Below are 23,898 nucleotides of genomic sequence, written 5' to 3'. Positions count from 1 at the left end.
TCGGGGCGCCGTTTTTGTTTGAAGCATGATGATCGAGCGTAGGCTCAGATGCGCGACAGGCGCTCGGTCAACAAATCGAAAAAGCCCTGGTCGTCGACGAAGCGCATGACCTTGGCATTGTGCGGCCGGCCGGTGACCTGCCACCAGTCGACAACCGTCATGCCCGCCGTCAGCGGCGACTTGGTTTCGATCTCGACGTTGCAATCCCGACCGGTGAAAAGCTCGGGGCGCAGCAGATAGGCGATGACCGTCGGGTCGTGCAGCGGGCCGCCATCGGTGCCGTATTTCTCGATGTCGAAGCGTTCGAAGAATTCGAGCATCTCGGCCATGGCGATCGCCGGGCGGCTGCCGATGTCGCGGATCTTCTGCACCCGCGCCTTGTGGGTGAGCACGCGATGGGTGACGTCGAGCGGCATCATCACGATCGGAATGCCCGAGCGGAAGACGAAATCGGCGGCTTCCGGATCGACATAGATGTTGAACTCGGCCGCCGGCGTGATGTTGCCGCCTTCGAAGAAGCCGCCGCCCATCATCACCAGTTCCTTCACCCGCGGCGCAATCTCAGGCGCCTTCTGGAGCGCGAGCGCGATGTTGGTGAGCGGTCCCAGCGTGCAGAGCGTCACCGAGCCCTCTGCCTCGTTGCGCAGCGTTTCGACGATGAAGTCGACCGCGTGCTGCTCCTCGAGTTTCATCCTGGGCTCATCGAGCGTCGGGCCGTCGAGGCCGGTCTTGCCGTGCACGTGCTCGGCGGTGACCAGCGGACGGGCGATCGGCTTGTCGGCGCCGGAAAAAACCCGAACCTTCGGCCGGTCGCAGAGCTCGCAGAGAATGCGCGCATTGCGGGCCGTCAAGGTCAGCGGCACGTTGCCGGCGACCGTGGTGATGCCGAGCAAGTCGATCTCTTCCGGACTGCCGAAAGCGAGCATGATGGCGGCGGCATCGTCCTGCCCGGGATCGGTGTCTATGATTATCTTTCTGGGCACGGGCACTCTCTCGTCCTCCCTGGATCACGTTTGGCTGGGTCGACCCGACCCAAAGCCAGGCGCGATCGATTTCAATGCACCGGAGCGGATACGGGTAGCGTCGCATGCGCCCTCCTCGTCCCACTCTTGGATTCTGCGAGAGCGGACTATGATTTGCGTGCACGTCCGAGGCAAGCGGCTTGCACTCATTGCGCACAGCTACCATATTGCGGCAAGGATGCTGCTGGGCAGGTCCGAACATCGGTCGCTTGATCTCGCAAGGACTTGAAGAATGAGCCGAATTACGCCCTTTACGAGCCCGCTTCTGCTGGGTTTCGACACAATGGAAAAGACCCTTGAGCGCATCGCCAAGGGCAATGACGGATACCCGCCCTACAACATCGAGCGGATCCGCGGCGATGCCGCCGTTGACGCACCCGAGCGGCTCAGAATCACGCTTGCCGTGGCCGGGTTTTCCGAAGAAGACCTCGAAGTGACCACCGAAGAGAATCAGCTCGTCATCCGTGGCCGCCAGGTCGACAACGGCGATCGCGAGTACCTGCACCGCGGTATCGCAGCGCGCCAGTTTCAACGCACCTTCGTTCTCGCCGATGGCATGAAAGTTCTCGGCGCCGAGCTGCGCAACGGCTTGCTCTCCGTCGACCTCGTCCGTCCCGAACCGGTGCGTATGGTAAAGAAAATTAACATTTCAGTCCCAGAGTAGGATAACCGGCGGGATTTTCCCCTGGCCGGCGACCACGGAGTATCACCATGGGACTGAAAGCTGTCAGCTCGTCACTGTCGAAGAACGACCTCGCACATCTCGGCGAAGGCGAAATCGGCTACATCCGGAAAATGCGTTCGGAAGAAGTCTCGCGCTGCTTCCCGGAAGCACCCGAGATGGGACCGGGCATCGATCTCTGGGCCCTGTTCGGCGCCGACGGCACGCCGATCCTCCTGACCGACAATCGTTCCAGCACCTTCTTCAAGGCCGCCGAGGATGACCTGAAGACGGTCACCCTGCATTGATCAGGCTGCCGTCGCTGACGGTAGATCTATGGGGCTGAATTGAAGCCGCCGCTCTGCATTGAACGACGCAATTCCAGACGGAAAACCGCTTCGCACTTTTCCTGGAATTGACTGTGAAGCGACACAATTCCGGACGGAAAACCGCTTCGCACTTTTCCTGGAATTGATTTTGGAGTGCCGCAATTCCGGGCGGAAAACCGCTTCGCACTTTTTCTGGAATTGCTAGGCTCGGCGGAAAGTGAGATAGGCGGAGCTCCGGCCTTCCCGGCGTGCCTTGGCCTCGTAGCGTGTGCTCGGCCACCCCTCGTACGGCGTCAGCCAGTCGGCTGCCTTCTCCGCCGTCCATTCGAAGGCCGCGTGATCGCGGCAATGCAACAGCGTCCAATTGACATAGGTGTCGATATCCGAGGCGAAGCAGAAAAGCCCGCCCGGCTTCAGCACGCGCGCAAAGCGGTCGAGATTGACCTTGGAGACGAAGCGGCGCTTCCAGTGTTTGCGCTTCGGCCACGGGTCCGGATAGAGCAGGTCGATCTGGTCGACGGAAGCGGCCGGCAGCCAGTCGAGAACCTGGGTGGCGTCGTCGTCATAAAGGCGGATGTTGCTGACACCGCGAGCCTCGATGTGGCCGACGAGCTTGGCCATGGAATTGACGAAGGGTTCGACGCCGATAAAGCCTGTCGAAGGCGTCTCGGCGGCGCGGTGGATCAGATGTTCGCCGCCGCCGAAGCCGATTTCCAGCCGGATGCGATCGACGCCCTGAGGAAACAACGTCTTCAGTTCCGCCGGAGCCGGGCTCGACAGATCGAGCTTCAGCGTCGGCAGCACGGTTTCCAGATGCGCCGCCTGCCGCTCGCGCAGCGGCTTGCCCTTGCGGCGGCCGAAAAAGGCCTCGGTTGCTCTGGCACGGCGCGGTTCGGTCATGTCGTTTGTCCCTTGGTCACGCTGATCCCCGATCAAGCCGACCCAAAATCAAAATGAACGAAGCGGGCGCTCCTTGCCGGAGCGCCCGCCCTGAATTTCGCAAGCGCCTGATAGCAGGCCGCTGCGCTATCTTCAATGCGCGGCGTTACACGCCACGCCAATCGCAGGATTACGCGGCTGCCCGGCCGTTGACGGCACCGCTCTGCTCGATCGCCGCCTTCAGCGGCTTCACCAGATCGAGCTTCTCCCAGGAGAAGGAACCGTCGCGGCCAGCCTTGCGGCCGAAGTGGCCGTAGGCAGACGTCTTGGCGTAGATCGGCTTGTTGAGGTCGAGGTGACGGCGAATGCCAGACGGCGACAGGTCCATCGTCTTGCGGATGGCCTGCTCGACCTGGTCTTCCGAGACCTTGCCGGTACCGTGCAGGTCGACATAGATCGACAGCGGCTGGGCAACGCCGATGGCGTAGGAGAGCTGGATCGTGCAACGATCGGCAAGACCGGCGGCTACGACGTTCTTTGCCAGGTAGCGCGCGGCATAGGCAGCCGAACGGTCGACCTTGGTCGTGTCCTTGCCCGAGAAGGCGCCGCCGCCATGGGGCGCAGCACCACCATAGGTGTCGACGATGATCTTGCGGCCGGTGAGGCCGGCGTCGCCGTCCGGGCCACCGATGACGAACTTGCCAGTCGGGTTGATGTACCAGGTGCAATCGTCGGCGATCTTCAGATCATCGAGCGCTTCGCGGATATAGGGCTCGACAACCGAGCGAACCTTGGCCGAATCCCAGGTGTCATCGAGATGCTGCGTCGACAGAACGATCGAGGTGACTTCCGCCGGCTTGCCATCGACGTAGCGCACGGTGACCTGGCTCTTGGCGTCCGGACCGAGCTTGGCGACTTCGCCTTCGCCCTTCTTGCGGGCGGCGGCGAGCAGATTGAGGATGCGGTGCGAGTAGTAGATCGGCGCCGGCATAAGTTCGGCGGTCTCGCGGCAGGCGTAGCCGAACATGATGCCCTGGTCGCCGGCACCCTCTTCGCCCTGCATGTCGGCAGCGCTGTCGACGCCCTGAGCGATGTGGGCGGACTGGAAGTGCAGAAGCACGTCGATCTTGGCCGTCTTCCAGTGGAAGCCGTCCTGCTCATAGCCGATCTCGCGGATCGCCTTGCGGGCGGCGGACTTGAACTTCGAGGGGTTGATGACGTCGTTGCCGTCCTTGTCCTTCTTCAGAAGGCTCGGCGGCAGGCGCACTTCGCCGGCGATGACGACGCGGTTGGTGGTCGCCAGGGTTTCGCAGGCGATGCGAACGCCCCACGGGTCGACACCGGTCTTGGCCGCTTCGCGGTAGACCAGATCCACGATCTCGTCGGAGATACGGTCACACACCTTGTCCGGATGACCTTCGGCTACAGATTCACTCGTGAACAGGTAGTTTGCACGCATGCGGGAAGTCCCCTCAATGAAGAAAAAGCGCTGGCATGGTGTTAGTGGTTTTGCGCCCGAAAAACAAGCGCACAACGACATAAATATATCTTTATATCACCGTCAGGGCCAATCACTTTGGCGCGCCCGGAGAAAAGCGCGCATGAAAAAAGCGGCACAAAGGCCGCTTTGTTTTCAAGTCCCGACGGGGAACGTTGGAACTATTCGCTTTCTGCTTCCGCAGCGAGAGCCTTGACCAGATCGACAAGCCGGCGGCGAACCTTCGGATCGGTGATCTTGACGAAAGCGCGGTTGAGTTGCAGCCCCTCGGAGGACGACAGGAAATCGACAACGTAGTTGGAACTGGACGCTTCTGCCATGCCGGGCTGACCGGTACCGCTATCACCCGGGGCATCTTCGAAGAAGAAGGAAACCGGAACATTCAGGATGCCCGAAATGTTCTGCAACCGGCTCGCGCCGACGCGATTCGTGCCCTTCTCATACTTCTGGATCTGCTGAAAAGTGATCCCCAGACTTTCGCCGAGCTTCTCCTGGCTCATGCCAAGCATCGTGCGGCGAAGACGAATCCGACTACCGACATGAATGTCGATCGGGTTCGGCTTCTTTTTGTTTTCGATCATATCTGCGTTCCCAAACACGCTGTTTCGTTTGATCCACCGCCCGGCATGAAGCACCGCTCACCGAGGCGACCGCCACGGTGATACGACAAAGCCGCCGCAACAAGGACGATGGTGCGGACCACTATGCAATTTTAGGGGTTTTAGGTCAATTCTTCCTAATATTAAAACCAACACGCGAAAACACTGCAACCAGAAGGAGCAAGAGTGCACTCAGCCAGAAGATTCGGCTTCGCATAGCGTCGTCCAAAGGCGTAGGCATCTTTCCCGGCAGAAGTGTGTCGACCACTCCCCTATAATTGTAGGACAATCCTACCATTAAAACCCCACGTGCATCAACAATTGCTGATATACCGCTGTTGGCTGCGCGGATCAGGGGGGTTCCGGTCTCGATGGCGCGCAGTTGTGCCTGATGGAAATGCTGGCGCGGACCGGGCGTGTCGCCGAACCAGGCATCATTGGTGATGTTGAGAAGCGCATCCGTTCCGCGCGCGGCCCCGTCGATCTCGTCGGGGAAGATCGCCTCGTAGCAGACCAGCGGATAGAACTTCCTGCCGCCGGGCAAGGTCAGCAGCGAGCGGCTCTTTGCCGCCGAAAACCCGCCCGGCATGGAGGCGGCGATGGAACTCAAGCCCCAGGACGACAGCACCTCCTCGAACGGCAGATACTCGCCAAACGGGACGAGATGCACCTTGTCGGCGGCACCAATGATCTGACCGCGGCCATCGATGACATAGATCGAGTTGTAGTAGCGCGGCGGCAGGCCGGCGCCCGCGTCCTCGGCGCGTACCGCACCGGCGATGAGGATCTGATCGTCGTCGAGCACCTCGGCGATGCGCGCCAGGGCGTCCGGGTTGTCGGTGAGGATGAAGGGGATCGAGGTCTCGGGCCAGACGACGATGTCCGGGCGCTTGCCGCCGTTTTCGGGCGCGGCGGTGGTGAGCGAAAGATGCTCCTCGAAGACCGCCGCACGCTCGCGGTCGTCGAGCTTTTTCGCCTGATCGATCACCGGCTGGACGAGACGGACCGTCAACGGCGGCTCGGCCGCAGCGGGGGCTGGCTGTGCCAGGCGATAGAAGCCGAAGCCGATATGCGCCGTGAGGAGGACGAGTGCGGCCGCGAGACCAATCCGACTTCCCCTGCCGGTGGCAATGAGTGCGGGTGCCGCGAAGACGAAGACCGCCAGCACGTTGATGGTCGCAAGATTGACGACGCTTGCAGACTGCATCATCAGCGGCATCGGCATCGCCGCATAGCCGATGGCATTCCAGGGAAATCCGCTGAAGAGGAAGCTGCGCAGCCATTCGCAAAGGCCAAAGGCCAGAGCAAGCGCCGCGATCCGCCCGACACCATCGGACCAGAACAGGCGCGCGATCAGCGTCGCGAGCGCATAAAAGAGCGCCAGGAAGGCCGGGAGACCGACCACAGCGAGCGGCAACGCCCAGGCGAAGTCGTCGGCCTCCACCAGGAGCGCGTTGCCGAGCCACCAGAGACCGCCGAGGAAGTAGCCGAAGCCGAACCACCAGCCGATCGCCGCCGCCGGCCAGAGCCGCCTGACGATGCCGCCATCCGGATTTCCGGTCGCGCCGTCGAGCAGCCAGACGAGGATCGGGAAAGCGACGAAAGCAAAGGCGAAGATGCCGAAGGGCGGTTGCGCCAGAACCGCGAGAAGCCCCGCAAGGAACGCGAGCAATGCCCTCGGGAAACCGGAGAGAAGCATCACCCTGCCAGCCAGTCTTACCATGCAGCCTCCAGTCGATCCCGGCCGCTAGCCGCGGCGCCGGAGCGAAACAACAACCGAATCAATCGGCGCCAGTGTTCCAAAAAACCGGCTGCTTGTCCCCTTCAGGGGCGGATTTGGATATGGAAGGCATGTGCTCCGGCTTGGGTCGAGCCGCCGGTCCTTGAGAACCGCGTTCAAGCCGGGAGACGTCAAGTGGATGGGTGAGAGGCATCTGCCCCGCGCACCCTGCCCCGCGCACATGGAAACGTGCGCGGGAGCCGAACGATTATTGCTCGTCGGCCGCTGCTTCGGAAGATGCTGCACCGTTGGCACGATTGACCATAACCGTCTCCGGAACGGTTTCACCCTCCGGCCGCAACGGGCGACGGCGAGCCGGCGGACGCTTGCGCATGATGCGAACGCGTTTCACACGACGCGGGTCGGCGTCGAGGATCTGGAACTCGAAGCCCGGAATGGCCTGAACGACCTCGCCGCGCACCGGAATGCGGCCAAGCGAGGCGAAGATCAGGCCGCCGAGCGTGTCGACGTCTTCGAGTTGCTCACGCACGTCAAAATCGGGGCCGATCGCCGCGGCGATCTCTTCCAGCTCGACGCGAGCGTCGGCGAGGAAAACATCGTCCGAGGTACGGGCGAACATCACTTCGTCATCGTCGTGCTCGTCCTCGATATCGCCAACGACCATCTCGACGATGTCTTCGAGCGAAACGAGACCGTCGGTGCCGCCGTATTCGTCGATGACGAGCGCCATCTGGATACGGGCGGCCTGCATGCGCTGCATCAGGTCCGAGGCCAGCATCGAAGGCGGCACGAACAGGAGCTGGCGGACGATGCCCGCCTCTTCCAGCGACTTGCCGAGATCGACGCGGGAGAGGTCGAAGCTCGCCTTCGGCGATCGGGGCGTCTTCTCGGTCTTTTCGCCCGTGACCGTCACGGCAGCCGGCGCCTTGCCGTTGCGGCGCCGGTTGCGGGCCTGCTTGGTGACATAGGAAAGCAGGTCGCGAATATGCACCATGCCGCGGGGATCATCGAGCCCTTCGTTATAGACCGGCATGCGCGAGCGGCCGGACTCCTCGAAGATCACCATCAGCTCGCCGATGGTGATGCTCTGGTCGACTGCTTCGATGTCGGCACGCGGGACCATGACGTCCTCGACCCTGATCTCGCGGAAACGCAGGATGTTGTTGAGCATCGCCCGTTCGCCGGGCGAGAAGGCCGTGTTGCTGTCGGCATCGGTCTGAAGCGCGTCGGCAAGATCCTCGCGCAGGCTCGATGGACTTGCGCCGCGCAACAGGCGCGCGGCCCGGCTCCAGAAGGTAGAAGTGGATTTCGTGCCCTCGTGTCGAGTGGCGGTGCTACTACTGCCCGCCTCCGCCTCTCCGGAGGCGTCTGCCTCCTCGGTCGCCAGCGCGACGGGCTGTGTTTTGTAATCGCTCATCGGTCCAAACTGTTAATCCGGGGTACGATCCCCGTAGGGGTCAGATAAGCCAAGACGCGCCAAAATGCGAGTCTCCAGGCTTTCCATTCTTTCGGCTTCGTCATCTTCCATATGATCATAACCGAAAAGATGCAGGAATCCATGCACGAGAAGATGCGTCAGATGCGCATCGAAGGATTTCTCGAGTTCCACGGCTTCGCGCTCGAGCGTCTCGCGGGCGACGATGATGTCACCCAGCATCGGTCCCGGCATCGCACCCGGTTTCACCGGGAAAGCGGGGAAGGACAGCACATTGGTCGGCTTGTCCTGGTTGCGCCATTCGGCGTTGATCGCCCGCATGGAAGCGTCGTCGGTGAAGACAAGGGAAAGTTCCGGCGGCATCTGCGGCAGCGGCTGCTTCTCTTCGGCCGCGAGATAGGCTGCAGCCGCTTCGAGCACGGGCGTTGAGAAGGCAAGCAAGGCCTCTTCCTCGGGCCAATTGCCTTCTTCCACGCTGATCTGGATGTCCAATGCCGTCATGATCGCAACGACCGCCGATCAGCGGTCGCTCTGCTCGCTTTCGTCGTGAACGGCCGTGTGGGACTCGTAAGCCCTGACGATACGCGCCACCATCGGATGACGGACGACGTCGACGTCCTTGAAGCGCACCACCGAAACGCCCTCGACGCCCCTCAGGATCTGCAGGGCCTCGACCAGGCCGGACTTGACGCCGCGCGGCAGGTCGACCTGGCTCGGATCGCCGGTGACGATCATGCGGCCGTTTTCGCCGAGACGGGTCAGGAACATCTTCATCTGCATCGATGTCGTGTTCTGCGCCTCGTCGAGGATGACGGCGGCATTGGCGAGGGTACGGCCGCGCATGAAGGCGAGCGGCGCGATTTCGATGACGCCGGCGGTAATCGCCCGTTCGACCTTGTCACCCGGCATCATGTCATAGAGCGCGTCGTAGAGGGGCCGGAGATAGGGGTCGACCTTCTCCTTCATGTCGCCGGGCAGGAAGCCCAGGCGCTCGCCTGCCTCGACGGCAGGACGCGAAAGCACGATACGGTCGACGGCGCCGCGCTCCAGCAGCTGTGCTGCATGGGCAACCGCGAGATAGGTCTTGCCGGTACCAGCCGGACCGACACCGAAGACGAGCTCGGAACGCTCGAGCGCGCGGATATAGGCATCCTGCGTCGGCGTGCGGGCGACGATCGTCTTCTTGCGCGTCGAAATCTGCGCCATCGTCAATTTGGCTTTTTTCTCCATGGTCGGCAATTGTAGCTGATCGTCGGCAGCGACCGCCATCCGGATCGCGCCTTCCACATCCGACGTATCGATCGATCCGCCGCTCTGCAACCGTCCATAGAGAAAATCGAGAGCGCGCCGCGCCTGATTGGTGGCGACGACATCACCTGAGATCGCAACGGAATTACCGCGCGGGTGCGCTTCGATCCGGAGCCGCTCTTCGAGGAGCTTCAGATTCTGGTCGAACTGCCCGAAGAGTTCGCTGGCGAACCGGTTGTTCTCGAACGTGAGCACGAAGTGATTGGCGTCTGTCGCAGTTGTTTTCGACTGGCGCGATGATGAAGAGATCAGTTCGTGTCCGTTCAAGCGGTTCAGGCTCCTTGTGTTCGGTCCTTACCCGATCATCTCCGCAAACAGGCTGTTCGGCCCGGCCTTGATGATTCGCACCTTGATAATGTCACCGATTTGCGATGCTTTTGCATCAACATTCACGGGCTGCAGCCAAGGGGAACGCCCGACGAGCTGGCCCGGCATGCGTCCTGCCTTCTCCAAAAGCAGGTCGATTTCGCGGCCGACGCAGGATTCGGCGAAGGCGCGCTGCTGCGAAAACAGCAAAGCCTGCAATTTTTCCAAGCGCTTGGCCTTTACGTCCTCGGGAACCTGGTCGCCGAGCTCGGCGCCGGGCGTGCCGGGGCGTGTCGAATATTTGAATGAAAATGCCTGTGCATAACCCACGGCCTCGACCAGGCGCATGGTGTCTTCGAAGTCCTCGTCGGTCTCGCCCGGGAAGCCGACGATGAAATCGCCCGACAGTGCGAGGTCCGGCTGGACCGCGCGGATACGCTCGATCAGCGCCAGATATTCGGCCGCGGTGTGCCTCCGGTTCATCGCCTTCAGGATGCGGTCGGAGCCGGACTGCACGGGCAGGTGCAGGTAAGGCATCAGCTTGCCCATCGAGCGATGCGCTTCGATCAGGCTGTCGTCCATGTCGCGCGGGTGGCTCGTCGTGTAGCGGAGCCGCGCAAGCCCCTCGATCTCGCCGAGACGCGTGAGCAGGTCGCCAAGCCCCCATTCGCGGCCATCGGGTCCGACGCCATGCCAGGCGTTGACGTTCTGGCCGAGCAGGGTGATTTCACGGACGCCGCCATCGACCAGCTTTTCCGCTTCAAAGACGATCTGCGCAACCGGGCGGGAAACTTCCGAGCCGCGCGTATAGGGCACGACACAGAAGGTGCAGAACTTGTCGCAACCCTCCTGCACCGTCAGGAAGGCGGTGACGCCGCGGGCGCGGGTCTTCGCCCTGTCGGGCGCCGGCAGGTGTTCGAACTTGTCCTCGACGGCATAGTCCGTCTGGACGACGCGCTCGCCGCTGCGGGCACGTTTCAGTGCTTCCGGCAGGCGGTGATAGGTCGTCGGGCCGATCACCAGATCGACCGCCGGCGCGCGCCTGAGGATCTCGTCGCCTTCGGCCTGTGCGACGCAGCCGGCAACGCCGATCACCATCTCGCGGCCTTCCTTGGCCTTCGCCTTCTTCAGGTCACGCAGGCGGCCAAGCTCGGAATAGACCTTTTCCGCCGCCTTCTCACGGATATGACAGGTGTTGAGGAGCACGAAGTCGGCATCTTCCAGCACGTCGGTCGAGACATAACCATCACGCGACAAGGCATCCGACATGCGGTCGGAATCATAGACGTTCATCTGGCAGCCATAGGTCTTGACGAAGACCTTGCGGGCCGGCACGCGCTCGTCGCCCGTTACGGGCGTTGTCGACAGAAGGGCTGTATCCTGGGTCATGGCGGCTTACTTAGTGCAAAGCGGCCCGAAGTTGAAGTATTTTCGGCACGGCTGCCTTTGCCGGCAGGCGTCAGGTCCGTCCGCGCAACCGGTCCGACAGCATGCTACGGATGCGCTGTTCGACTTTGCGGCTCACTTCCTTGCGATTGGTGTGCCGATCGTAGTCGATGGCTTCACCGAAATCGACGTCAACCTCGATCGCCCCTTCGCGCAGGATGCCGAGCAGATGCGGCACCAGTTCGGTGTCGCCCGGCCATGCGGCAATCGGCCGATTGAAGCGACCCATCGGCATGCCGTGGATGCCGGTATAGGAGATCGCGACTGGCTGGACATGCACGAGCCCGGTCGGCGAATGCGGCACGGCGGAAGCAGCAGCGCCGAAGAGCGAGGTCTTGATCTCCAACAGGCGGTTGCCATCCGAGGTCGTTCCCTCCGGAAAGAGCACGACGATTTCGCCCGACGCCATGCGCTGACCGATTTCGCTCACCTGCTTGCCGGTCGAGCGCTTCTGCTCGCGCTCGACGAAGATCGACGCCTGCAATCGTGCGAGGTGGCCGAAGACCGGCCAGCTTTTCACTTCGGACTTTGCGACGAAGACGACGTCGGTGACCGAGGACAGTACCAGAATGTCCTTCCAGGAGGCGTGATTGGCGCAGATGAGCAGCGGCCGCCGCCGCTCGACCTCGCCGTGAACCCGCACCTTAATGCCGAGAAGATAACAGGCGAGCCGGTGCCAGTATCGCGGTAAGCGACGGCGGGGTTTCAGGTCGAGCCAGAGGCAGACGATCTGGATCGGCATCAGAACGACCGAAACCAGCGCCAGAAGCGCTGCGAAGATCGCAATCCGTAGCCAATTGATCATCCGGAAAGAGTTCCCGCGCGCATCCTTGAAAAGTTAGAGCGGGATGCGGGCGGAAAACCGCATACACTTTTCCTCATCCCACGCTAATCCGCGCTTGGGACTAGCGAAGATCAAGCCTCATGACAAGCGCGGCAGTCCGCTGGCCGGCCTTGTCCTGGTAATAGGCGCGGCGTTCGCCGACCTTGTTGAAGCCGAGCTTACGGTAAAGCCCCATCGCCGCTTGATTGGTCTCGTCCACTTCGAGGAACAGCGCTTCGGAACCCTTGACCAGGGCCTCGCGCATCGCCGCCTGCATCAGCCGCCAGCCGAGACCGGAGCGCGCATAACGCGGCTCGACGCCGATCGTCAGGATTTCGGCCTCGCCGGCGACGGCGCGCGACAGGACGAAACCGCCAAAGGCCGGACGGAACGAGCCGTTCGTCTGGCGGGCGACAAAACCGAATACCGTGTCCTGCACCAGCAGCGCGTGAATTTCGCCGTCGGTCCAGGGGCTTGCAAAACGCTGGCGGTGCAGCGCTGCCGCCGCAAGAAGGTCGGCTTCCTCCAGCGGAAAAATGTCGAACTCGGTACGGCGAGTGAAGTAATCGGTGAAGCTCATCTCGGTCTACGCTCGGGCAATCGCGAAGCCCACCTGCGGCTTGGCGTCGGGGCCTCGGAGATATAGCGGTCGCGGCTTGGCCGAGGCTGGATCAGCAGCGGCGCCGAGCGCGGCGACAAAGGCAACATCGATGAGTTCGGAGGGTTTGGCAGGGGCGTTCGGGGCAACGAGAGCCGCGCCGGAGCCGCCGATGACGCCATCAAAGCCGGAGAAGCGTTCGCGCGCCACCTCGACAGCGAGCGCTTCGGGCTCACTTATGGCATCACCGGTCGCGCCGAAAGCCTGGACATAGACTTCGTCCCGCTTGGCATCTATGGCCACGAGGATGTCCCTGCCGGGCGCTGCAGCACGTATGCCTTCAGCCAGGACTGCGAGCGTCGAGACGCCGACCGCAGACTTGCCGAGCGCCAGCGCCAGGCCACGAGCGGCCGCCACGCCGACGCGAATGCCGGTGAACGAGCCCGGACCGACGGTGACCGCGATGCGGTCGATATCGGCAAGCGATCGGCCAGCCGCGGCCAGCGCCTCGTCAACGAATTCCATCAGCCGCTCGGCATGACCTTTGCCGAGATCGGCGCCCGAGCGCCCGAGCACGACAGCCGCTTCGCCGTCGTAGACGGCAACGGAGCAGCCGGAGCCGGACGTGTCGATCGCAAGTACAATCATTTCAACGCTGGATCTTTCAGACGCCACAAGCCGCAAGGCCGACCAGGCTTTGCGGCAAAATCGATACTACTCGGTCAGGTCAGGATGCGGGCGGAAAACCGCGCACATTTTTCTTCATCCCGCCCTTTTTCGCGAGACGCCGGACGGCGTCCGGTGTCAGACGGCCTCGACGGCTTGCACCTCGGGAACGAAATGGCGCAGCAGGTTCTGCACGCCATGCTTCAGCGTCGCCGTGGACGACGGGCAGCCCGAGCAGGCACCCTTCATGTTGAGGAAAACGGTGCCGTCCTTGAAGCCTCGGAAGGTGATGTCGCCACCGTCCTGTGCAACGGCCGGGCGCACGCGGGTTTCCAGAAGCTCCTTGATCGTGGCAACGATCGTCTCGTCACCTTCGTCGAAGAACTCGTCTTCCTGATCCGACTGCTCGGCGCGGCCGCTGCCAGCCATGATCGCCTGGCCCGACATGAAATGCTCCATGATCGAACCGAGGATCGCTGGCTTCAGGTGCTGCCACTCCTGGCTTTCCTTGCTGACGGTGATGAAATCGTAGCCGAAATAGACGCCGGTGACGCCCGGAATCGAAAACAGCCGTGCCGCCAGCGGCGAGCCGGCGCGGGCTTCTTCCTCGTCGCGGAATTCGGCGGTGCCGTTTTCCATAACAACCTTGCCCGGCAAAAACTTCAGCGTTGCCGGATTCGGCGTGGCTTCGGTCTGAATGAACATGTCTGTCTCCGTTTCGCCGGGAGCGACAGTCGCCCAGCTCTTTAGAATTATTCAAAAGAATATAGGGGCATGGCCCTCTGGTCGCAAGAGTACATAAAGCGGGATGAGGAAAAGTGTGAGCGGTTTTCCGCCCGCATCCCGCTTGACCCATGAAAAGCGACGCAGGTCAGCTGAGCGCGTCGATCTCCTCGTCCGTCAGGGCATCGGGGATGACCGTGACGGGGATCGGGAAGGCGGCTGCCTTGCCCGCGATCGACGACACCAGCGGGCCTGGGCCCTCTTTTGCCGATCCGGCGGCGAGCACCAGAATGGCGATGTCGCGGTCCTCCTCGATCGCCGCATGAATCTGCTCCGTGGCAGTTCCCTCGCGGATGACGATCTCCGGCTCGATACCGATCCGTTCGCGGACCGACTGGGCCACCTTGGCGAGCGTCGCCTCGGCTTCCTCGCGCGCTTCCGCACGCATGATTTCCTCGACCCCCAGCCATTGCTGGAAGTCGCCATCGGCGATCACATAGAGCAGGACGAGACCGCCATTGGAGTTCTTGGCGCGCATGCCCGCATAGTGCACGGCGCGCCCGCATTCCGGGGTATCGTCTATCACCGCCATGAATTTGCGGCGGTGACCTTCAAGTCGAGAGAGTCGGGTCGAGACCATAGGGTGAACAATACATCCCGGGTTGGCCGCCGCAAGGTCTGATTTTCGCGTTTCGGAGCGGGACACGGAAAAGTGCCCGTGGCCTTCCGCTCTTGGTCCGCTCCGACTCCTGAACCGAAGTGAATCCGGGTCCGAGGACCCGGATTCAGTCAACTACTGCAGAAAACCGATGATCTCGCGCACTTCGCTCATCGTCTTTTCCGCCCGCGCCCGCGCTCGCTCGCCGCCATCGCGGAGAATGGCGTCAATGTGAGCGGTGTCGCCCATCAGGCGGCGCATTTCGGCGGTGATCGGCGACAGGACCTCGACCGCGAGGTCGACGAGCGCCGGCTTGAAGACCGAGAACTGCTGCCCGCCAAACTCGGCCAGCACCTGCTCCTTGGTCTTGTCCGACAGCGCCGCATAGATGCCGACGAGGTTTTCCGCTTCCGGACGACCCTTGAGCCCTTCGACCTCGCTTGGTAGCGCATCCGGATCGGTCTTGGCCTTGCGGATCTTCTTCGAGATCGTCTCGGCGTCGTCCATCAGGTTGACGCGCGAAAGGTCGGACGGGTCGGATTTCGACATCTTCTTCGTGCCATCACGCAGCGACATGACGCGCGGCGTCGCGCCGCCGATCAGCGGCTCGACCGGCGGGAAATAGGCGTGGATCGGCTCTTCGCCGACAACCATATCGACACCGTAGCCGGCGCTGCGGATATGCTCCATGAAGTCGATATTGAACTTCTGGGCAATGTCGCGCGTCAGCTCCAGGTGCTGCTTCTGGTCGTCACCGACAGGAACGTGGGTGGCACGATAGACGAGAATGTCGGCCGCCATCAGGCTCGGATAGGCTAGCAGACCGAGCGAGGCGTTCTCGCGGTCCTTGCCGGCCTTGTCCTTGAACTGCGTCATGCGGCTCATCCAGCCGATGCGGGCGACGCAATTGAAGATCCAGGCGAGTTCGGCATGCTGGGGCACGGCCGACTGATTGAAGACGATATGTTTCTTCGGATCGATGCCCGAAGCGATGAAGGCGGCGGCGATCGAGCGGATCTGCCCCTTCAGGTCCTCGTGCACGAGCTGGGCCGTGATCGAATGCAGGTCGACGACGCAGTAGATGCAGTCGTTGTTTTCCTGCAGTGCCACGAACTTGCGGATCGCACCGAGATAATTGCCGAGATGGAGATTGCCCGTCGGCTGTACGCCGGAGAATACGAGCGGCTTGAATTCGTTCATGTCGTCCTCAATAGGCTGGTGGAGGGCCCCAGGGCTTTGTCGCCCATGTAGCTAACGGCATGGCTTATGCACGGGTGGCGGTAGGCAATCAAGAGGTCGCCGCAGCCTCGTCTATTCCGCCGGTTGCAGCAGATCCCAATGGTTGCCGAACGGATCGCTGAAGACCGCCACCGTGCCATAGGGCTCGTGGCGCGGCGCTTCCAGAAAGGCGACGCCGTCGGCCAGCATCGCCGCATGGTCGCGCGCGAAATCGTCGGTGAAGAGGAAGAAGCCGACACGGCCGCCGGTCTGGTTGCCGATCGCCGCCTCCTGGCGTTCGCCGTCGGCCTTGGCAAGCAGCAGCGAAGTCTCAACCGCGCCCTTGGGGCGAACGACGACCCAGCGCTTGCTGTCGTCGAGCCTCGTGTCTTCCACGAGGTCGAAGCCGAGCTTGCCGCAATAGAAGGCGATGCCGGCATCGTAGTCCGGCACGACCAGGGCAATGCGTGCGATCGTCTGGCGCATCAGTCGCTCGCCTCCGGTGCTGCAGCGGGTTCTGCCGGTGCTTTGGCCTTGCGCTTGATGCTCCGGCGGATCATGCCGAGGCTGGCGCCGCCGAGACCGAAGGCGAGCGCGAAGTAGATCACCATCGCCACCGAGACCAGACCGAGCAGGGTTACTGCCCGTGTCACGAGCGGCGCGGCGGAAGAGAGCTCGAAGGCGAACCAGTCGATCGCGAAATACAGCGCCGCAGCCATGCCCGCCGCCGCGATGGCGAGGCGCGGAATGCGGGTCAGCAACGGGATGTCCCTGCCCCAATGGCCGCGCCAGACGAGTGTTGCGAAGAGCAGGACGGCGTTCACCCAGCCGGCGACGATCTCGGCTGTAGCGATGCCGCTTGCGCCGAGCCGCGGAAACAGGGTCAGCGCCAGCGAGACGTTCACGACGACGGAGATGGCGGCGAAGATCATCGGCGTGCGCGTATCCTCGCGCGCGAAGAAGCCGGGAATGAAGGCCTTGATCAAGACGAAAGCCGGCAGGCCGAGACCGTAAATTGCCAGGATGTGACCGACGATGACGGTCGATTCCGGCGAGAACTTGCCGCGCTCGAAGAGCAGCCGGACGATCGGCTCGGACATCACGAGCAACGCAGCTGCCGCCGGCAGCGTCAGGAACAACGTGAACTCGACCGAGCGGTTCTGCAGGTTCGACGCTTCGTTGACATTGCCGGAACGCAGCGCCCGGGCAAGTTCCGGCAGCAGCACGGTTGCCACCGCGATGCCGACGACGCCAAGCGGAAGCTGGTAGATCCGGTCCGCATAGACCAGCGACGAGACCGCGCCTTCGCTCGCCGAGGCGATATTGGTATTGATCAAGAGGTTGATCTGGGTGATGCCGCCGGTGATCGCCGCCGGCAGGGCTAGCACCAGCAGGCGCCTGACACTGGCGGTCATCTTCGGCCGGCGGAGGCCGATCTTGATGCCGGCGTCGCGCACGGCGATCCAGACGATCGCAAGCTGCACCAGACCGGCCGCCATGACCCCCCAGGACAGCGCATAGCCGACGGCCACCGGATCTTGGCCCTCATACCAGGCGTAGGCCAGCACCGCGATCAGGATGACATTGAGGAACACCGGCGCAATCGCTGCCGCAAAGAAGCGATGCAGCGAGTTCAGCATGCCGCCCATCATCGCCGCCAGCGACATGCAGGCGAGATAGGGGAACATGATGCCTGCAAAGACGATGGTGTTGCCGAGCTTTTCCGGATCGTCGGCAAAACCGGGGGCGATCAGCTTGCTGACGATGAAGGGCATCGTCAGTTCCATCGCGATCGTCAGGAACAGAAGCACGGTGAAGAGAACGCCGAAGACTTCCTCGGAAAAGCGCCGCGCGCCCTCCATGCTGTTCGCCTCGATCTCCTTGGCAAAGAGCGGCACGAAGGCGGAGTTGAAGGCCCCTTCGGCAAACAGCCGGCGGAAGGTGTTCGGCAGGCGGAAGGCCGTGTTGAAGGCATCGGCGACCGGGCCGGTGCCGAGGGCGGCCGCCATGAAGGTTTCGCGGATGAAGCCGAACAGGCGGCTTCCAAGCGTCGCGCCGCCGACGGTTGCAAATTTCTTGACCAGACTCATGTTTCGGCTTTTGTCGTTCTTTGAGCGGAGGAGACACCCGGTGGCGGCGCGATGATGCCGGAGGGCATGCGGTCGCGGGCTTCGTCACCCTCACCGGCCATGACGGCCTTGAGGCGGGCGGCAATGTTCATCTGACGGTTCTCGCTCGTCACCTTCTGACCGACGAGGTCGGTGACATAGAAGGTGTCGATCACCTTCTCACCGAAGGTGGTGATGTGCGCCGAGGCGATATCGAGCGAGAGATCGGAAAGCACTGCGGTGATCTCGGACAAGAGGCCCGGACGGTCGAGGCCCTCGACCTCGATCACCGTAAACTTGTTCGACAATGTGTTGCTGATCGTCACCTCGGGCGTCACGGTAAACGCCTTGGTGCGCTTCTTCACCTTCGTCCGGCTGGCAATCACTTCGGGCAGGCGTTTGCGGCCGGCAAGTACGTCCTCGATCAGCTTGCCGATGCTGCCCGCTCGCCGCATCTCATCCCCGTCGACGGCGAACTCGCGGTTCACCAGGATCGTGTCCAGTGCCCGTCCGTCAGAGGTCGTGAAGATCTGGGCATCGACGATGTTGGCGCCGGCGGCAGCGCAGGCGCCGGCGATCACGGTCAGGAGACGCGGATGGTCGGGCGAAAGCACGGTGATTTCGGTGATCGCATGGAACTGGTGCGTGCGCACCATCGTCGCCAGCGCCTTGTCGGCGGCGTCCGCTTCGCGGATGAAGCGTGCATGGCGCACCTGATCTTCGAGCGCGACGGTCAGCAGATAGGGCTGATAATGCAGGCGCACATAGTCGTCGCGCTCCTTCTCGGACCAGTCCGTCAACGCCTCGCCGAGCATCATCGCGGCATGCGCGGCGCGCTCCTTGCGCGACAGTTCCGAGAAGCCGCCCGACAGCAACAGTTCGGTCTCGTAATAGAGCGTGCGCAACAGTTGCCCCTTCCAGCCGTTCCAGACGCCTGGACCGACGGCGCGGATATCGCAAACGGTCAGAACCAAGAGCATCTTCAGCCGGTCGAGCGACTGCACCCGCTCGGCGAAGTCGACGATCGTCTTGCGGTCGTTGAGGTCGCGCGTCTGGGCGACCATCGACATCAACAGATGCTCCTCGATCAGCCAGGCGACGAGTTCGGTCTGCTTTGGCGACAGCCCGAAGCGCGGGCAGAGCTTGCGCGCCACCTTTGCGCCGGCGGTCGAGTGATTCTCGGGCCTGCCCTTGGCGATGTCGTGCAGCAGCACGGCGACGTAGAGCGCCTCGCGCTCCTCGATCCCCGGCATCAGCTGGGCGACCAGCGGATGCGCCTCCTCCTCGATGCCGCCTTCGATGCGCGAGAGCACGTCGACGGTGCGCAGCAGGTGCTCGTCGACCGTATAGTGATGATACATGTTGAACTGCATCATCGAGACGATCTTGCCGAAATCCGGAATAAAGCGGCCGAGCACGCCCGCTTCGTTCATGCGCCTGAGGATGAGTTCCGGCTTGCGGCGCGAGGTGAGGATCGACAGGAAGAGGCGGTTCGCCTCCTCGTTTTCGCGCAGCGCCGGCTTGATCAAACTCAGCGACCGCGTCACCTGGCGCAGTGCCGCCGGATGGAACTCAAGCCCGTTGATGTCGGCGATGTGGAAGAAGCGCAGCAGGTTGACCGGATCGCGCTTGAAGACGTCGGGGCTCGCGAGCGCGATGCGGCCGCCGTCGTCGACAAAATCGAGCGTGCCGGGGATCTTGCGACTGCGATGGGTGAAGCGGCCGATGATGCCGGAGATGCCGGGGGCATCCTTGGCCTGCTGGTCTTCGAGTGCGGCGCAGAAAATGCGGGTCAGGTCGCCGACGTCCTTCGCCACCAGGAAGAAGTGCTTCATGAAGCGCTCGACGGCGGAAAGGCCCGGATGGTCGTGGTAGCCCAGCGCTTCGGCGATCTCCCGTTGGATGTCGAAGGAGAGCCGCTCTTCCGCCTTGCCGGTCAGGAAATGCATATGGCAGCGCACAGCCCAGAGGAAATCCTCGGCCTTCTGGAAAAGCTGGTACTCCTGCCGCGACAATACCCCGACCTTCACGAGGTCGGCGGTGTCCTTGAGGCGGTAGAAATATTTGGCGATCCAGAACAGCGTGTGCAGGTCGCGAAGACCGCCCTTGCCTTCCTTGACGTTCGGCTCGACGAGATAGCGCGTATCACCGGCCTTGCGGTGGCGCTCATCACGCTCGGCAAGCTTGGCGGCGATAAAATCCGGGCCTGTGTTGCGCACGATTTCATGATCGAAGCGCGTTTCGAGCTCGGCGCTCAGCGTCTCGGAGCCGCAGATGTAACGCGTCTCGAGAATGGCCGTGCGAATGGTCATGTCGGCGCGCGACAGGCGGATGCATTCGTCAATGGTGCGGGTGGCGTGGCCGACCTTGAAGCCCAGATCCCAGAGGATATAGAGCATGAACTCGATCGCCGGTTCCGCCCACACGGCCTTCTTGACCGGCAGCAGGAACAGAAGGTCGATGTCCGAGCCCGGCGCCAGCGTGCCGCGGCCATAACCGCCGACCGCAGCCACCGCGATGCGCGAGGCCGGCGGCGCATTGGCAGCGTCGAAGATCTCGTTCAGCACGAAATCATGCAGTACGGTGATCAGCTGATCCTGCAGCCAGGAAATGCGCTCGGCGCACAGAATGCCGGCTCCGTCGGCATAAAACAGTTCGCGCGCCTTGGCCCGGCCGGCGACGTTTGCCTGCTTGAAGGCGGCCAGCAGCGCCTGGCGCATCGGCTCGCGCTGCTCGGCATGGGCCGAGGCGATGAAGTCGCATTTTGCCCGGAGCGCTGCGACATCGAGGATTTCGGGAAAGAAAGTTTCGTGTCTGCCCATGTAGTGCCGAGGGGCGTCCTGTCCGACTGGTTGCGTGGTTCGCTCGCGATCGAGCGCTCCTGCATGATCCTTACGACCGAGGCCGAACAAAGACCACACAGCATTTCAATCGCCGCGCCGGCAAAGGCGCGCGGCGCTGTATAGCCTTTTTACGGAAGGCTGCACAGGAAAAAGGCGCGCGCCGCTTTAGCCAGCGGTTGGCGGGATGCGGGCGGAAAACCGCACACACTTTTCCTCATCCCGCCTTGGCGACGCTCAGTTCCTTCTTCAGCGCATAGAGCGCGTCGAGCGCTTCGCGCGGCGTCATGTCGTCTGGGTTCAGCGTCTTCAACGCCTCCTCGACCTTGGACGGACCTGCGGCCTTCACCTCTTCGCGGCGGATCGCCACCTGGAAGAGCGGCAGATCGTCGATCAGCTGGCTCGCCGGGTTCTTGCGGTCGGCATCCTCGAGCTTGGCGAGCACGTCCTTGGCACGCGCCACCACCGAGGCCGGCAGGCCGGCAAGGCGGGCGACCTGGATGCCATAGGACCGGTCGGCAGCGCCCGGGCCTACCTCGTGCAGGAAGATCACGTCGCCGTGCCATTCCTTGACGCGCATCGTCGCGTTCGAGAGACGGCCGAGCTTTTCCGAAAGCACCGTCAGCTCATGGAAGTGGGTGGCAAACAGGCCGCGGCAGCGGTTTGCCTCATGCAGGTGCTCGACCGCCGCCCAGGCGATCGACAGGCCGTCGAAGGTGGCGGTGCCACGACCGATCTCGTCGAGGATCACCAGCGAGCGGTCGGTCGCCTGGTTGAGGATTGCCGCCGTCTCGACCATCTCGACCATGAAGGTCGAGCGGCCGCGCGCCAGATCGTCGGAGGCGCCGACGCGGGAGAAGAGCCGGTCGACGATGCCGATATGGGCGCTTGCGGCGGGAACGAAAGTGCCCATCTGCGCCATGATCGCGATCAGCGCATTCTGGCGCAGGAAGGTCGATTTACCGCCCATGTTGGGACCGGTGAGCAGCCAGATCGCACCGCCTTCTTCGCCCTCAGGAGGTGAGAGATCGCAGCCATTGGCGACGAAGGCATTGCTTGCCTGGCGCTTCAGCGCCTGCTCGACGACAGGATGGCGGCCGCCGTCGATCGCGAACTTGCGCGAGCGGTCGACGTTAGGCCGTGCATAGGCCTGCTCCTCAGCAAGCACGGCAAGGCCGACGGAGACGTCCACGGTCGCCAGCGCCAATGCCGCCGCCTTGAGCGTCTCGGCAGCCGCAACGACCTCGGCCGTCATCGCCTCGAAGGCTTCAAGCTCGATCGACAGGGCGCGGTCGGCGGCGTTGGCGATCTTGCTTTCAAGTTCCGCCAGCTCCGTCGTGGTGAAGCGCATGGCATTGGCCATGGTCTGGCGATGGATGAAGCGGGCGCGGCCGGCATCCGTATCGGTCATCGAGCCGGCATTGCCGGCGGTCACCTCGATGAAATAACCAAGCACGTTGTTGTGCTTGATCTTCAGCGACTTGATGCCGGTTTCTTCGGAATATTGCAGCTGCAGCCCGGCGATCACCCGCCGCGACTGGTCGCGCAGCGCCCGGACTTCGTCGAGCTCGGCATTGGCACCTGAGCGCAGGAAGCCGCCGTCGCGCTTCAGCAGTGGCAGTTCCTCGCCAAGGGTGGCGTCGAGCAGGCCGAGCAGACCCGCAGGCAGCGCATCGATCGCGGCGCGTGCTTCCTTCAGCTCATCCGATAGCGTGCCGGCCGCCATCCGGCGCGAAATCGACGCCGACGCATGCAAGCCGGCCTGGATGGCGCCGAGATCACGGGGACCGCCGCGGCCGAGCGCCAGTCGCGACAGGGCGCGCGGCATATCCGGCGCACGGCGCAGCGCGTCGCGCAGGTCGCCTGCGAAGGAAGGCTGATCCGCAAGGATCTCGATCGAGTCGAGGCGCTGGTTGATACGGTCCGGATCGGTCAGCGGCGACATCAGCCGCTCGGCGAGAAGCCGGGCGCCGCCGCTCGTCACCGTGCGGTCGAGCGCCTTCAGCAGCGTGCCCTCGCGCGCGCCGGAGAGTGTCTTGACCAGTTCAAGGTTGGCGCGGGTCGCCGGATCGATGAACAGCGTCGAGGCGGCACTTTCGCGCTCGGGGGTGCCGAGCGCCGGACGTTCGGCAAGCTGGGTCTTCTCGACATAGGAGATCGCAGCCGAAGCGGCGGCCAATTCGGCGCGCGAGAATGTGCCGAAGCCGTCGAGCGTCTTGACGCCGAAATAGCGGCTAATGCGGCCCTCGGCCGTCGCGCTGTCGAACAGCACCGCCGGCTGCGGCACGGCCACGCGGCCGAGCACGTCGAAGACGGGCCTCAATTCCGGATCGTGAAACACCGTATCGGCAAGGATCAGTTCGCGCGGCTCGATGCGCAGGATATCGGCGAGCAGCCGGCTTTCGGCGGTCTCGGCCAGCCGGAAGATGCCGGTGGAGATATCGATCCAGGCAAGCGCGTAAGCGGGTTCGGACCCGCTCTTGATGCGCGCCAGCGCCATCAGGTAGTTGGTCTCCGACGGCGACAGCAGCTTCTCTTCGGTGATCGTGCCCGGTGTCACCAGGCGCACGACGTCGCGGCGCACCACCGACTTGCCGCCGCGCTTCTTGGCCTCCGCCGGGTCTTCGACCTGCTCGCAGACGGCGACGCGGAAGCCGAGGCCGATCAGCTTCTGCAGATAATCGTCGGCGGCATGCACCGGTACGCCGCACATCGGGATTTCCTGTCCCATGTGCTGGCCGCGCTTCGTCAGCGTGATGCCGAGCGCGCGCGACGCTTCGACCGCGTCCTGGAAGAACAGCTCGTAGAAGTCGCCCATGCGGTAGAACAGCAGCGAATCCGGGTTGTTCGCCTTGATCTCGATGAACTGTTCCATCATCGGCGTGGCCGTGGAACGGCTTTCCTCGCTCGCCAGTTCGGCTGCGGACAACACCTCCCCGGCGCGGTTCGATTGGTCTGTCACGAAATTCATGATTGTTCCGAAAAAAGAGATGGCACACTATCCCCAAGCAATTGTAGACGACAACCATAAAGAGGCGCG

General features: G+C 63.1%; 21 protein-coding genes. 2 read left to right on the top strand and 19 right to left on the bottom strand.

Translation table 11 applies throughout. From position 1 onward, the window contains the following. Positions 1 to 44: 44 nt before the first annotated feature. The gene (locus tag AC070A_RS10990) at positions 45 to 989 is read right to left on the bottom strand and encodes a nucleoside hydrolase (RefSeq protein WP_113479349.1); all 945 of its coding nucleotides are present in this window, start codon (positions 987 to 989) and stop codon (positions 45 to 47) included. 265 nt (positions 990 to 1,254) lie between these two features. Between AC070A_RS10990 and AC070A_RS10985 the strand changes: the two genes are divergently transcribed. Further along, entirely contained in the window at positions 1,255 to 1,686 is a 432-nt protein-coding gene (locus AC070A_RS10985; protein ID WP_057248025.1) for an Hsp20 family protein, read from the top strand. A gap of 47 nt (positions 1,687 to 1,733) precedes the next feature. Next, entirely contained in the window at positions 1,734 to 1,991 is a 258-nt protein-coding gene (locus AC070A_RS10980; protein WP_057248024.1) for a BQ00720 family protein, read from the top strand. 222 nt (positions 1,992 to 2,213) lie between these two features. On the opposite strand, the gene trmB is transcribed toward AC070A_RS10980, so the two are convergent. The 18 genes from trmB to mutS all read right to left on the bottom strand — a co-directional run bounded on the left by trmB (position 2,214) and on the right by mutS (position 23,829). Further along, complete coding sequence (gene trmB, locus AC070A_RS10975) at positions 2,214 to 2,912, bottom strand: tRNA (guanine(46)-N(7))-methyltransferase TrmB (protein ID WP_057248023.1); 699 nt, start codon at positions 2,910 to 2,912, stop codon at positions 2,214 to 2,216. 169 nt (positions 2,913 to 3,081) lie between these two features. Next, positions 3,082 to 4,350, bottom strand: a complete 1,269-nt coding sequence (metK, locus tag AC070A_RS10970; RefSeq protein WP_057248022.1) for a methionine adenosyltransferase — start codon at positions 4,348 to 4,350, stop codon at positions 3,082 to 3,084. A gap of 200 nt (positions 4,351 to 4,550) precedes the next feature. After that, entirely contained in the window at positions 4,551 to 4,970 is a 420-nt protein-coding gene (locus tag AC070A_RS10965; RefSeq protein WP_057248021.1) for a helix-turn-helix domain-containing protein, read from the bottom strand. A 145-nt stretch (positions 4,971 to 5,115) separates the two neighbouring features. After that, positions 5,116 to 6,711, bottom strand: a complete 1,596-nt coding sequence (gene lnt / locus AC070A_RS10960) for an apolipoprotein N-acyltransferase (RefSeq protein ID WP_057248020.1) — start codon at positions 6,709 to 6,711, stop codon at positions 5,116 to 5,118. Positions 6,712 to 6,976: 265 nt separating this feature from the next. Next, positions 6,977 to 8,146: a hemolysin family protein gene (locus AC070A_RS10955; RefSeq protein WP_057248019.1), complete on the bottom strand. Its 1,170-nt coding sequence runs from the start codon at positions 8,144 to 8,146 to the stop codon at positions 6,977 to 6,979. A gap of 12 nt (positions 8,147 to 8,158) precedes the next feature. Next, the gene (ybeY, locus tag AC070A_RS10950) at positions 8,159 to 8,665 is read right to left on the bottom strand and encodes an rRNA maturation RNase YbeY (protein ID WP_058329094.1); all 507 of its coding nucleotides are present in this window, start codon (positions 8,663 to 8,665) and stop codon (positions 8,159 to 8,161) included. A gap of 18 nt (positions 8,666 to 8,683) precedes the next feature. Then, positions 8,684 to 9,739, bottom strand: coding sequence for a PhoH family protein (locus tag AC070A_RS10945; protein WP_057248017.1), 1,056 nt, complete (start codon positions 9,737 to 9,739; stop codon positions 8,684 to 8,686). A 27-nt stretch (positions 9,740 to 9,766) separates the two neighbouring features. Beyond that, the gene (miaB, locus tag AC070A_RS10940; RefSeq protein ID WP_057248016.1) at positions 9,767 to 11,167 is read right to left on the bottom strand and encodes a tRNA (N6-isopentenyl adenosine(37)-C2)-methylthiotransferase MiaB; all 1,401 of its coding nucleotides are present in this window, start codon (positions 11,165 to 11,167) and stop codon (positions 9,767 to 9,769) included. A 70-nt stretch (positions 11,168 to 11,237) separates the two neighbouring features. Further along, positions 11,238 to 12,029: a lyso-ornithine lipid O-acyltransferase gene (olsA, locus tag AC070A_RS10935; RefSeq protein ID WP_057248015.1), complete on the bottom strand. Its 792-nt coding sequence runs from the start codon at positions 12,027 to 12,029 to the stop codon at positions 11,238 to 11,240. A 100-nt stretch (positions 12,030 to 12,129) separates the two neighbouring features. Continuing rightward, a complete protein-coding gene (locus tag AC070A_RS10930; RefSeq protein ID WP_057248014.1) occupies positions 12,130 to 12,627 on the bottom strand; it encodes a GNAT family N-acetyltransferase in 498 nt (165 codons plus the stop codon). A 6-nt stretch (positions 12,628 to 12,633) separates the two neighbouring features. Next, positions 12,634 to 13,293 (bottom strand): tRNA (adenosine(37)-N6)-threonylcarbamoyltransferase complex dimerization subunit type 1 TsaB, encoded by a 660-nt coding sequence (gene tsaB, locus AC070A_RS10925; protein WP_057248013.1) that lies wholly within the window; start codon positions 13,291 to 13,293, stop codon positions 12,634 to 12,636. 156 nt (positions 13,294 to 13,449) lie between these two features. Continuing rightward, the gene (locus tag AC070A_RS10920; RefSeq protein WP_057248012.1) at positions 13,450 to 14,016 is read right to left on the bottom strand and encodes a NifU family protein; all 567 of its coding nucleotides are present in this window, start codon (positions 14,014 to 14,016) and stop codon (positions 13,450 to 13,452) included. Between the two features lie 166 nt (positions 14,017 to 14,182). Next, a complete protein-coding gene (locus AC070A_RS10915; protein ID WP_057248011.1) occupies positions 14,183 to 14,674 on the bottom strand; it encodes a universal stress protein in 492 nt (163 codons plus the stop codon). A 153-nt stretch (positions 14,675 to 14,827) separates the two neighbouring features. Beyond that, entirely contained in the window at positions 14,828 to 15,892 is a 1,065-nt protein-coding gene (gene trpS / locus AC070A_RS10910; RefSeq protein WP_057248010.1) for a tryptophan--tRNA ligase, read from the bottom strand. Between the two features lie 111 nt (positions 15,893 to 16,003). After that, the gene (locus tag AC070A_RS10905; RefSeq protein ID WP_057248009.1) at positions 16,004 to 16,396 is read right to left on the bottom strand and encodes a VOC family protein; all 393 of its coding nucleotides are present in this window, start codon (positions 16,394 to 16,396) and stop codon (positions 16,004 to 16,006) included. Then, the gene (gene murJ, locus AC070A_RS10900) at positions 16,396 to 18,000 is read right to left on the bottom strand and encodes a murein biosynthesis integral membrane protein MurJ (RefSeq protein ID WP_492384465.1); all 1,605 of its coding nucleotides are present in this window, start codon (positions 17,998 to 18,000) and stop codon (positions 16,396 to 16,398) included. The genes AC070A_RS10905 and murJ overlap by 1 nt, the downstream gene beginning before the upstream one ends. After that, positions 17,997 to 20,840 (bottom strand): [protein-PII] uridylyltransferase, encoded by a 2,844-nt coding sequence (locus AC070A_RS10895; protein ID WP_057248007.1) that lies wholly within the window; start codon positions 20,838 to 20,840, stop codon positions 17,997 to 17,999. Before AC070A_RS10895 ends, murJ begins: the two co-directional genes overlap by 4 nt. A 235-nt stretch (positions 20,841 to 21,075) precedes the next feature. Next, on the bottom strand, positions 21,076 to 23,829 hold the full coding sequence (gene mutS / locus AC070A_RS10890) for a DNA mismatch repair protein MutS (RefSeq protein WP_057248006.1): 2,754 nt from the start codon (positions 23,827 to 23,829) through the stop codon (positions 21,076 to 21,078). Between the last annotated feature and the right edge of the window lie 69 nt (positions 23,830 to 23,898).

Source organism: Ensifer sp. GW101-20A05 (assembly GCF_059424735.1).
This window is presented reverse-complemented; position numbering and strand designations above follow the sequence as displayed.